Raw genomic sequence first — 10,387 nt, 5'->3', positions numbered from 1 at the left:
CATTGGTCGAATGCTGGAATCGGTTACGATTGGACAAAATGTCGGGGCGAGCGCCAAAAAACAAGGAAATCCCGGTTTGAAACTCAGTGATATCGCACGTCTGGCCGGTGTGTCCGTTACCACCGCCAGCTATGTCATCAACGGCAAGGCCGAACAGCAGCGCATCAGCAACGCAACCGTTGAGCGTGTGCGTGCCGTGGTCCAAGCCCATGGCTTTACCCCCAACCCTCAAGCCGCCGGGCTGCGCAGTCGGCATACGCGAACCTTGGGGTTCATCCTGCCAGACCTGGAAAACCCCAGCTACGCACGCATCGCCAAACTGCTGGAACAAGGGGCACGGGCGCGGGGCTATCAGTTGCTGATCGCCAGCTCCGATGATGAAGCGGACAGCGAACGCCAACTGCTGCAACTGTTCCGGGCGCGGCGTTGCGATGCGTTGTTCGTCGCCAGTTGCCTGCCAGCCAGCGATGACAGCTATCGCGAGCTGCAGGCCAAGGGGCTGCCGGTGATTGCCATCGACCGGGAGATGGAGCCGAACCAGTTCTGCTCCGTGGTCAGCGACGACCACCAGGCCTGCAGGCAACTCACCAGCAGCCTGCTGCAACCGTTGCCCAAGCAGATCGCACTGATTGGCGCGCGGCCCGAGCTGAGCATCAGCCAGGCACGTACCGCCGGTTTCCGTGATGCGCTGCAAGGCTTTACGGGCGAAGAGATTATCGAACAGGGCGAAGCCTTCAGTCGTGACTGCGGCCGAGAGCTGATGGAGCAACTGCTGCAACGCCTGGGGCATTTGCCGGACGCGCTGGTAACCACCTCCTACGTACTGCTGCAAGGCGTGTTTGATGCGCTGCATGACTTCCCCCTCAAGTCACGTCCCCTGCGCCTGGGCACCTTCGGCGATACCCAGTTGCTGGATTTCCTCCCGCTGCCGGTCAACGCCATGGCCCAGCAACATCAATTGATTGCCGAGACCGCCCTGCGCCTGGCCCTGGCCGCCATTGAAGAAGAACAGTACCAACCCGGCGTGCATGCGATTGGCCGGACCTTCAAGCAGCGTATCCACGAGGCCTGAGCGTGGAGCTGATCGACACCCACACGCACCTGGACTTCGAGGACTTCGACCAGGATCGCTCGCACGTCCTTGCCCACAGCCGTGAACTCGGCGTGCGGCGCCTGGTGGTGCTGGGGGTGTACCAGAAAAATTGGCAGCGGCTGTGGGACTTGGTGCAACAGGACGAAGGCTTGTTCGCCGCCTTCGGCTTGCACCCGGTGTATCTCGATGAGCATCGCCCCGCCGACCTGCTGGAGCTGGGCGACTGGTTGACGCGCCTGCATGGCCACCGGCAACTGTGCGCCGTGGGCGAAATTGGCCTGGATTACTTTCTCGAACAGTTGGACCACCAGCGCCAGCAACAGTTATTTGAAGCCCAACTGAAACTCGCGGTGGATTTCCAACTGCCGGCCTTGCTCCACGTTCGCCGCAGCCACGCCGCCGTGATTGCCACCCTCAAGCGCATCCGCGTGCCCAGAGGCGGCATCATCCACGCGTTCGCTGGCAGCGCTGAAGAGGCGCGCGAGTACATCAAGCTGGGGTTCAAACTGGGCCTGGGTGGCGCTGCCACCTGGCCCCAGGCGCTGCGCATGCACCGGGTACTGGCGCAGTTGCCACTCGACGCCGTGGTGCTGGAAACCGATGCGCCGGATATGGCTCCGGCCATGTACCCCAACCAGCGCAATAGCCCGCAGCATCTGCCAGATATCTGCACGGCCCTGGCCGAGCGCATGGGTATCAGCCCTCTATCGCTCGCTGAGACGAGCACACGCAATGCGTGCGAGCTGTTCAACTGGTAGCGGACTGATCACCTGCAACTTCAAGATCATTGTCTGTCGATGCCGGGCATAGCGCACCACCAGCAAATGGATCAGCACGGCGACCAGCGAAACGTTCAGTTGCCCGATCACACTGAGCAGCCCCAACCATTCAGCGAACAAGGCCACCAGCAAGGTCGCGCATGTCAGCATGATCATGCTCGGCCGCACCAGCGCCCATTGGTCCAGGGCCCTGAACTGCCGCAACTGCTTGGCGCACCCCAACTGCAACCCCGAGTGGCAATACGTACAGTCAAAAGGCACATCAATGGCAATGGCATTCAGTTGCCAAGGCTTGAGTTCAAACGTCATGTCGCACTGGGCGCAATGCCCTTTGATACCGATTGCAGCGGCCATCGTCGTGTCTCCTCGTGACCGTGACGGATGAAATAAATTTTCACCTATTCACGCCGCGATAAAACACGCCCAGGCAAATCAAGACATCGGCCACAGGGTCGGTAGCTACATCCTTCAGAACCTCCCTACACCCGAAACGCACCAATCAATTGCTTCAACTCAACCACCTGGATTGCCAACTGCCGACTGGCCGCTTCCGTGTGCTGGGCGCCTTGCGCTGCATGCTCGCCAGCACGGTTGATTTCGACAATGTTCTGGTCGATGTCGTGGGCGACCGCCGTTTGCTGTTCCACGGCGGCGGCGATCTGCTGGTTCTGGTCGACGATCATCCCTACCGCTCCCAGGATATTTTCCAGGGCTTGCTGGACTTTTTCCGACTGCCCCACCGTGCCATTGGCCATCTCATGGCTGCTGCCCATAGCCTTCACCGCCGCGCCGACGCCGCTGTGCAAGCGGCTGATCATCTGCTCGATTTCCTCGGTAGAGTGCTGGGTGCGCCGAGCCAGAGTGCGCACCTCGTCGGCCACCACCGCAAACCCGCGCCCTTGGTCACCGGCGCGCGCGGCTTCGATGGCCGCGTTGAGCGCCAGCAGGTTGGTCTGCTCGGCAATGCTCTTGATCACTTCCAAAACGCTGCTGATGGACTGGCTGTCGGCTGCCAGCTGGTTGATCACCCGCACCGAATCGTCGATCTCCGCCGCCAGGCGTGCGATGCCGCCTTGCTGGGATTGCACCAGCGCACGCCCGCTGACCGTTTCATCATTGACGCTCTGGGCACTGCTGACCGCCGCCGCCGCGCTGCGCGCCACCTCTTGGGCGGTGGCGGACATCTGGTTCATCGCCGTCGCTACTTGTTCGATCTGGCTGCGCTGGCCGGACACCGCCTGGTTACTCTGTGCCGACACCGCCTGCACCTGGCCGGCCTGCAACTCCACCTGGCTGACCGTATGCCCAACGCGCTCGATCAGGTCATGAATCTTGGCCACGGTGCCATTGAACACCTGGCCCAGGTCGCCCAATTCGTCACGGCTTTGCGCAACGAAAGTGACGGTCATATCGCCCGCCGCCACTTTGTCCATCATCGCCCCCAGGCGGCGCAAGGTGGTGCGAGTGGAAACAAAGAAACCGGCATAGAGATAGAAAATCAGCGCAAACACCGTCGCCAGGGCCGTGACCAGCAACACCATGTGCAGACGGTTCTGCGCCAGGCGCTGCTGCAACTGCTGCCCGAGGAACGCCAGGGTGGCGTCATCCAATTGATAGGTCTTGGCCATTAGTTGGCTGACGCCGTCATAAAACCCCTGCCAAGGCGCGTCGAGGGTTTCGGCCATCACCACCTGCTCTTCGAAAAACTCACTGCCTTGCTTGAGGCTCGCCTGGCTGGCTTGCGCCGACACCTCGAGGGCGGCGTGCGCGGCCTTGCTGGCGCCCAGCGCGTCCTGCAGCTTCAGGCCATATTCACCATGGAGTTTTTCCAACTGCTGCAGCAGTTCGTCAAAACGGGTACTGGAGGACGAATTGATAAAGCCCTGCCCCAGGGAGTACGCGCCCATCGCACGGCCTTCACCCAAGGCCTGGGTGACCTGAGGGGTGACGGTGGTGACCAAGTCGCTGAGCTGGCGCAGATCACTTTGCGGATCACGGTTCAAGCCGGCCTGGCTGGCAATAATCTGGCTGAACATCTGGGCCTGGTTGAGTAACTTGCCGATCAACGCTGCTTTGTTGAGCAACGAGGTTTCCTGTTGCTGAGCCTTGAACGCAGCGATCAACTCATCGCGCTTACTGTCGAAGACGGCAACGTGCTCGGGCTGGGTCGCGATCGCGTGCAAGCCCTGCAAGCGCTCCACTACACTGGCTTCCAAGGCGCTGATCCTGGCCTCCAGGTCTGCCGCTTTGCCTGACTGGCCGAGGGTGGCGTTGATCTGTACCTGGTTGTTGAGGGTTTCCAACTCCCGACGCAACGCCAGACTGCTGCCGAGCAGGTCAAGGCTTTGCAGTTCGACGCGGGTGCCCTGGTATTCGCGCCACGAGTCGCGCACCAGGTAATAGTTGGTCGCCAGCATCGGCAGCAGGAACAGCACGCTGATCAGGCTGAACTTCATGCCGAAGCTCAGGCGGTTCATCAGCGCGACGGCGGGATAAAGCAAGCTCTTCACAGGTGACCTCCCCTTCTTTTATTTTTATTGAGGCGCAGGGCGACGGCAGATAGCCACTATTTGGCGCTCTATCTGTATAGCTCAATTCGAAAGGGAGTTTTGTAACGTAAGGTTAACGGCGGGAGTGATGGATGCACCCCGCCGCTATTACTCAGGGCAACACCGTCCAGATGGCAAACCCGGCATACCACAGCACTGCCGCACGTAGCAGCAGCTCCCACAGGCGATCCAGGCTGTTGATGCCATCGGCCCCCACCACGGGGGGAGGAATTTCCGCGGCGGCCAGGCCGACTTTTTCCATCAGTTGGGCAGCGCTGATGTCCCAGCTCAGCAGTTCGTGGAGCATCACCCGGCTGACCCCGACGAAATTGCCCACCAAGGCAAAGCTGGCCGCCAGCAGGCGTACCGGCAACCAGTCAAACGCGTGGCGCAATTGCGTGGCGCGCTCGGCCACCAAGGGGTTCTGGCTGTTTTCGCTGGCCAGCGCCAACAGGCGGTACGCCAGGGCGGCCACCGGGCCCAGCAGGAAATACCAGAAAATCACCGCGAAAAAGCTTTGATACGCCTGCCACAGCAGGTAGCCCTGAACACGCTCCAGCAGTTGCTCGCCACTGTCGGCGCCAAGCTTGAGGTCGCGTTCGGCCACATGCTCGGCCGCTTGCAGGTCACCGCGCCGCCAGGCATCGCGAAACGGCCCCAGCCCGGCCAATAGATCGCCACGGCCCAGGCTGTAGATCACCACCAGCAAGTGCACCGGCAATGCCAACAGGCCATAGGCCACTGGCTCCAGGACCAGCAACAACAACGCCAGCAACGCCACCGGCAGCAGCACCAATACCAGCAGGATCAACCAGGGCCGCTTGCCCATGCGCGGGCTCGATTCCAGCTTGGCCAGCTCACGCAGCCATCCACCGTCGCGCTGCAACCGCAGGCGCAAGGCCGAGAACTTCTCGATCCATACCGCCAGCACCAACACCAGGAAACTCATCGTTCGTGTCCTCCATCCTGCAGGGCGCTGCGAAAGCGCATCCAATCAAAAGCGGGGCCCGGGTCGGTCTTGCGACCCGGAGCGATGTCGCTGTGACCACAAATACGTTGATGGGTGATCGCGGGGTAAGCGGCCAACAGTTGGCGTGCCAAGTCGATCAACGCCGCATACTGGGCATCGGTGAACGGTAGGTCATCCGTACCTTCCAGCTCGATTCCCAGAGAAAAATCGTTGCAGATCTCGCGCCCCTCAAAGACGGAAATACCGGCATGCCAGGCCCGGTCACGGCACGAAACAAATTGCGTCACAGTGCCGTCACGTTCAATCAGAAAATGCGCAGACACCCGTAGGCTGGCAATCCCTTCAAAGTAGGGATGTTCTGAGATATCCAGGCGGTTCTGGAAAAACTCCTGCACCTTACCGGTGTTGAACTGCGCCGGAGGCAAACTGATGTTATGCACCACCAACAGCGAGATTTCGCCTTCAGGGCGCTCGTTGAAGTTGGGCGAAGGGCAATGACGAATGCCCTGGCACCAACCGCTGGCGGGGTCCAACTGCATACAGGCTCCTTGAGTGAGACGAGGTGTGACCAGTATGCCGCGTTCCACCCTGCGGTTGCGATCACTTGCCGCGATTGAGTTGCCGCAGGTCGCCCACCACGGCGGCCAGTGCACGTTCGAACAGCGGGCCATCATTCAAGGTATGCAGGGCGCCCTGCTTGAACGCCAAGGCTAACTGGCCCGCGCTTTTCTCCAGCACCTTAAGACCCGCTTGGCTGACAAAAATATAGGTATCGGCGGGCGGCATGATTGCGGTCAACTTGCAGCGCAGGTTACCGGCTTCATTTTGCAGCAACGCTACCCAGTCACCGACGCGCAACTGCTGGGCCTTGAGCAGGTCGGGGTCATCAGGGGGCAGTGGTTCGTCGGCAGCCGGCGGGCCAGCCCACAGGGCAAAAGGCTCACGGACTTCAACCAGCGCCTCACTGTCGAGCGGCTCAACATGCATGGCCTGCAACCGCAGGAAGAACTCGCGGGTACTGAAAGGATCGAACGCCGCATCGGCCAACCCACTACGCAATGCCTTGAGCAGCCCGGGTAATTGCTCGAGCAAACGCCGGCCCGCTTCGGTGTCTTCACGCAGGCCGACGCTCCAGACCAATTCATCCAGGGTGCGCAGCGCCGTCTGCCACTGCAGCGAGTGTTCACCGTGCTTGAGAACGGCCACTAACAGCACCTGGCTCCAGGCCTGCTGTACAAATTGCAGCACCGATTGCGGCAAGGTTTCGCCCACGAGCCGTCGATTGAGCACGTGCGCCACACGCTGGCGCGCCACCTTGATATGCAGATGCTCTTGCTCGACGTCACGGGTATATCGCTCAAGGCGTTCGCTGCGCTTGCGCTCTTGGGCTATGAATTCGCTGAAGGTGGTGAGTAACTGGGAGAAAATCGTCGGGTCTTCGACGAACTCATTCAGCAAGCGCTGTACGAGTTGCTCGATACACAGGTAGAGGTTGTCCCGTGTGTGGTCATGGGGCGAACTCCAGCCGATGACGGCGCTCGCGATATCATTGAGCAAGCGCCGCGCGGGATGCTCCGCGCAACTGAACAGACTTTTGTCCAGCACCGCCACTTTCAGCAGCGGGATCTGCAAGCGAGCGATCAGCGCCTTGAAAGCGTCCGGCACACTGCTGTCATCGAGCATGAACTCGAACAGCATGGCGACCAGATTGATCACATCTTCGTCTGCTTCTTCTAACACCCGCGACTTGCCACTTTTGACACTGACCCGGGTGAGCAGCTGTTCCAGCTGGTTGCGCAGGTCGAAATCGTCCTCGCACGCCGGCTCCGGTACATATTGCTGCAGATGCGACAGCAGACGCAGCAGATCGCGGCTGACAACAGGTTGCGGTTCGGCGCTGGCTTCAAGGGTCGGGGCCACGCTGCCACGCACGGCTACCAGCAACTTCTGCAAGGCACTGAACGCTTGCTGGCCGCTTTTATCCAGCGGCGGGTCGGCCATCGCCTGGCCGGTGCAATGCTGGTGCTCCCGGGCCGCACGTCCGCCGGCTCGACGGGATGGGAGCGCCTTGAGTTCCGGCAATACGCCAGTGGCGATCAGTAATTGGTTGGCCTCGCCATACAACAAGTCTGCGTCACTGAGCACGTATTTCTCAAATAGCTTGAGCATGACCAGCTTGACGCGGATTTCCACCCCCAGGCTGCGCCCTGCTTGCAGGAAAAACTCGCACAACCGCGCCGGGCCCAATGGGTTTTCAGGATCGTCCAGGCGCCTGCCGAGCAATGCACTTACGCGCGCGTTCAACTGCCCCAGCGCCAAACCATCACGGTGATGCACACGACCGAGCATCGCCTCCAGGGCCACGGCTTTTTCCACGTCATCGGCGCCGGTGCCGGGGACCTCCTCATAAGACACCACCGGCACCAGGTGTGCCCCGCTGCACCGGGCCTGGCCAAGGTTGGCGAACGCCACGAACAGCTGCTCCATGAACACGCGCTCGAAGTTCTTGCGCTTGAGGCGCAGGTCGCGCATGGCCTCGAAAAAAATATGATGGTCGACGGTGCTACGGGCCTTTTCGGCCATTTCGAACAGGGTGTCGTCGGCGTTATCGAACAGTTCCTGCAAGCCTTGCTGCAGCTGTTGCGCAGCCTTGTCACGCACCTGCAGCAACACCACCGGCAGGCGCGCGAGCGGCGATGGCGTGGCCTGCGCCCTGTTGATAGGCACCACCTTCCCGTCATTGTGCATCCTGGCCTCCTGAAACGGCGGTTTTGAGAGGTGGAGAGACGGAGCGCAGGCCCGGCAGGCACTGCAAATACCCGATCACCACCAAGACGTCAAAGCTATGACGCCAATTGCAAGGCGCGAGATTATCTTGCAAACGAGGGCAGTTGCGCCAGCACACTCTGACTTTGTGCGGTAAATGAGTGGCGAGCCTGGGTTAGAACGCACGCTGGCCCTATAATCGAGGCACTTTGTTTGTGGAGCCTGTTATGCCGAACCTCCGTCTTGCCGACCTCACCGCCGAAATCGAAGCCAACGTGCGCCGCGCACTGCTGGAAGACATCGGCAGTGGTGACATCACCGCGCAGTTGATCCCGGCCGAACGGCTGGCCAAGGCCACGATCATTACCCGTGAGGCGGCTGTTATCGCCGGCACGGCGTGGGTGGACGCAGTGTTTCGTCAACTGGACCCTCGGGTTGCCGTGCACTGGCAGGTGGCTGACGGTGAACGGGTGAGCCCCAACCAGGCGTTGTTCCACCTTGAGGGCCCTGCCCGCTCGCTGCTCAGTGGTGAACGTTGCGCGTTGAATTTTCTGCAATTGCTGTCAGGGGTTGCCACCCGTGCGCAATTTTTGGCGGACTTTGTCGCCAGCACCCAGGTCAAGCTGCTGGACACCCGCAAGACATTGCCCGGCCTGCGTTTGGCGCAGAAGTATGCGGTGACCTGCGGCGGTTGCCACAACCACCGCATCGGGCTGTATGACGCGTTCCTGATCAAGGAAAACCATATCGCCGCCTGCGGTGGTATTGCCCAAGCAATCACCGCCGCCCACAAGATCGCGCCGGGCAAGCCCGTGGAAATCGAAGTGGAAAACCTGGAGGAGTTGCGTGAAGCCCTGTCGGCGGGTGCCGACATCATCATGCTGGATGAACTGAGCCTGGACGACATGCGCGAAGCCGTGCGCCTGAACGCCGGCAAGGCCAAACTGGAAGCCAGCGGCGGGATCAATGAAACCACCTTGCTGCCTATCGCTGAAACCGGCGTGGACTACATCTCCATCGGTGCGATGACCAAGGATGTGAAGGCGGTGGACCTGTCGATGCGCCTCAGTATCTGAAAGATGCCGTAACTGTAGGAGCGAGCAAGCTCGCTCCTACAGGCTGCTTTTAAACTACAAGATTATTCATCTCGCAGTACTCTTCCCAATCGACACCCAGCACCTCGGCCGCCTCTTTGTGCAAGGCCAACCGCGCAGCTTCGAACTCTTGTGGTGTCGAGGTGTACTTGAGGGTCAGCTCCCAAGGCTGGTAGCCCTGACTCTCGGCCTCATCTTCGAATGCCCACTGAATCTGGTCGCGCTGATCGTCGGCACTCAGGTCCTTGATCTCTTCTTTAAGCTGCGGCGTGTCCTCAAGGTAGTGCTTGAGTGCTTGTTCGTGCCGAGCGGCCTGGGTCATTTCGGTCGTGGTCATATTGTTCTCTTAGATCGAGGAATGGGAATGCATCTGGGTCTTCAAGGTTGCGCAGTTACAAAAGAGCGGGCGCAAATGCCCGGCTCACCTGGCCTTCAGAACCATTCTGGGATCATCTGAAAACATTGCCGTTGAAACAGTGGTGCCTGTGGTGCCCGAGACAGGAATCGAACCTGCGACCTTCGCGTTACGAGTGCGCTGCTCTACCGGCTGAGCTACACGGGCGGTGGGCTAAAGCTAGCACTGCATTGGGCATGCAGCAACTTGCTCGCTCACCGCCCGGCGACTGTCACGCGCCGTTGGCGCCGCAGCCCTTGGCAGCGTACTGCGGCTCTACCGTGGTGGCACAGCTCCAGCCGGTGGTGGCGCTGCGGGTCAAGGTGATGGTCTTGCCGAGCACGGGCGCGGGTGCATCGAGGATTTCACAACGCAGGGTGCCTGCGCCCGAGGCCACATCGCCTGTCACCTCGATCGCGCAGTTGGCGGTAGGGCTGGTGCCCCCGATGAGGGAAAGGGTCGGCGTGGTGCCCTGGTTGATGACGTCCTCATAGCCGGCCTTTAACGCGCTGATTTCAGCCAACCCCGCGGTGAACTTGGCCTTGGCCTGGTGCTTGGTGTACATGGGCAGGCCAATGGTGGCCAAAATGCCGATGATTGCCACGACGATCAATAACTCGATCAAGGTAAAACCTTTTTGACGCATCTCTTTCACTCTCCAGAATAGAACCATGACAAGGCACGTCCTGCGCCCCGTAGTGTGCAACGGCGCCAGTGTACTCATCCCCACGCAGTCCATCGC

The 10,387-nt window shown here is 60.7% G+C and carries 10 protein-coding genes and 1 tRNA gene; 3 read left to right on the top strand and 8 right to left on the bottom strand.

Going from position 1 to position 10,387, the window contains the following annotated elements:
* Window positions 1–76: 76 nt before the first annotated feature.
* Together cra and BMH52_RS05075 are read left to right on the top strand one after the other, a co-directional pair.
* Window positions 77–1,072: a catabolite repressor/activator gene (gene cra, locus BMH52_RS05080; RefSeq protein WP_072434167.1), complete on the top strand. Its 996-nt coding sequence runs from the start codon at window positions 77–79 to the stop codon at window positions 1,070–1,072.
* Between the two features lie 2 nt (window positions 1,073–1,074).
* Window positions 1,075–1,851, top strand: a complete 777-nt coding sequence (locus BMH52_RS05075; protein WP_073843075.1) for a TatD family hydrolase — start codon at window positions 1,075–1,077, stop codon at window positions 1,849–1,851.
* Here the strand turns inward: BMH52_RS05075 and BMH52_RS05070 are convergent.
* From BMH52_RS05070 to BMH52_RS05050, 5 genes are all read right to left on the bottom strand, one after another.
* Complete coding sequence (locus BMH52_RS05070; RefSeq protein WP_019816973.1) at window positions 1,798–2,226, bottom strand: hypothetical protein; 429 nt, start codon at window positions 2,224–2,226, stop codon at window positions 1,798–1,800. The genes BMH52_RS05075 and BMH52_RS05070 overlap by 54 nt on opposite strands.
* 125 nt (window positions 2,227–2,351) lie before the next feature.
* Window positions 2,352–3,056 (bottom strand): methyl-accepting chemotaxis protein, encoded by a 705-nt coding sequence (locus BMH52_RS29925; protein ID WP_370694795.1) that lies wholly within the window; start codon window positions 3,054–3,056, stop codon window positions 2,352–2,354.
* Window positions 3,057–4,533: 1,477 nt separating this feature from the next.
* Window positions 4,534–5,370: a regulatory signaling modulator protein AmpE gene (gene ampE / locus BMH52_RS05060; protein ID WP_014716879.1), complete on the bottom strand. Its 837-nt coding sequence runs from the start codon at window positions 5,368–5,370 to the stop codon at window positions 4,534–4,536.
* Window positions 5,367–5,930 (bottom strand): 1,6-anhydro-N-acetylmuramyl-L-alanine amidase AmpD, encoded by a 564-nt coding sequence (gene ampD, locus BMH52_RS05055; protein ID WP_014716878.1) that lies wholly within the window; start codon window positions 5,928–5,930, stop codon window positions 5,367–5,369. The genes ampE and ampD overlap by 4 nt, the downstream gene beginning before the upstream one ends.
* A 61-nt stretch (window positions 5,931–5,991) precedes the next feature.
* On the bottom strand, window positions 5,992–8,139 hold the full coding sequence (locus BMH52_RS05050) for a DUF1631 domain-containing protein (RefSeq protein ID WP_073843073.1): 2,148 nt from the start codon (window positions 8,137–8,139) through the stop codon (window positions 5,992–5,994).
* Window positions 8,140–8,384: 245 nt separating this feature from the next.
* Between BMH52_RS05050 and nadC the strand changes: the two genes are divergently transcribed.
* Window positions 8,385–9,233: a carboxylating nicotinate-nucleotide diphosphorylase gene (nadC, locus tag BMH52_RS05045; protein ID WP_014716876.1), complete on the top strand. Its 849-nt coding sequence runs from the start codon at window positions 8,385–8,387 to the stop codon at window positions 9,231–9,233.
* Window positions 9,234–9,282: 49 nt separating this feature from the next.
* Here the strand turns inward: nadC and BMH52_RS05040 are convergent, their stop codons facing one another.
* From BMH52_RS05040 to BMH52_RS05030, 3 genes are all read right to left on the bottom strand, one after another.
* Window positions 9,283–9,588, bottom strand: a complete 306-nt coding sequence (locus tag BMH52_RS05040) for a DUF6388 family protein (RefSeq protein ID WP_014716875.1) — start codon at window positions 9,586–9,588, stop codon at window positions 9,283–9,285.
* A gap of 149 nt (window positions 9,589–9,737) precedes the next feature.
* A tRNA-Thr gene (locus BMH52_RS05035) sits at window positions 9,738–9,813 on the bottom strand.
* Window positions 9,814–9,877: 64 nt separating this feature from the next.
* Window positions 9,878–10,291, bottom strand: a complete 414-nt coding sequence (locus BMH52_RS05030) for a pilin (RefSeq protein ID WP_014716874.1) — start codon at window positions 10,289–10,291, stop codon at window positions 9,878–9,880.
* Window positions 10,292–10,387 lie beyond the last annotated feature (96 nt).

The organism is Pseudomonas sp. BTN1 (assembly GCF_001907715.1).
Lineage (GTDB): Bacteria > Pseudomonadota > Gammaproteobacteria > Pseudomonadales > Pseudomonadaceae > Aquipseudomonas > Aquipseudomonas paracarnis.
Note: the sequence above shows the minus strand (reverse complement) of the source record. Positions and strands in the feature narration are given on the sequence as shown.

Excerpts from the sequence above, each read along its gene's own strand:
- BMH52_RS05070 (WP_019816973.1), bottom strand. The coding sequence starts at position 2,226 with ATGGCCGCTGCAATCGGTATCAAAGGGCATTGCGCCCAGTGCGACATG.
- BMH52_RS29925 (WP_370694795.1), bottom strand. The coding sequence starts at position 3,056 with ATGTCCGCCACCGCCCAAGAGGTGGCGCGCAGCGCGGCGGCGGCGGTC.
- ampE (WP_014716879.1), bottom strand. The coding sequence starts at position 5,370 with ATGAGTTTCCTGGTGTTGGTGCTGGCGGTATGGATCGAGAAGTTCTCG.
- ampD (WP_014716878.1), bottom strand. The coding sequence starts at position 5,930 with ATGCAGTTGGACCCCGCCAGCGGTTGGTGCCAGGGCATTCGTCATTGC.
- BMH52_RS05050 (WP_073843073.1), bottom strand. The coding sequence starts at position 8,139 with ATGCACAATGACGGGAAGGTGGTGCCTATCAACAGGGCGCAGGCCACG.
- nadC (WP_014716876.1), top strand. The coding sequence starts at position 8,385 with ATGCCGAACCTCCGTCTTGCCGACCTCACCGCCGAAATCGAAGCCAAC.
- BMH52_RS05040 (WP_014716875.1), bottom strand. The coding sequence starts at position 9,588 with ATGACCACGACCGAAATGACCCAGGCCGCTCGGCACGAACAAGCACTC.
- BMH52_RS05030 (WP_014716874.1), bottom strand. The coding sequence starts at position 10,291 with ATGCGTCAAAAAGGTTTTACCTTGATCGAGTTATTGATCGTCGTGGCA.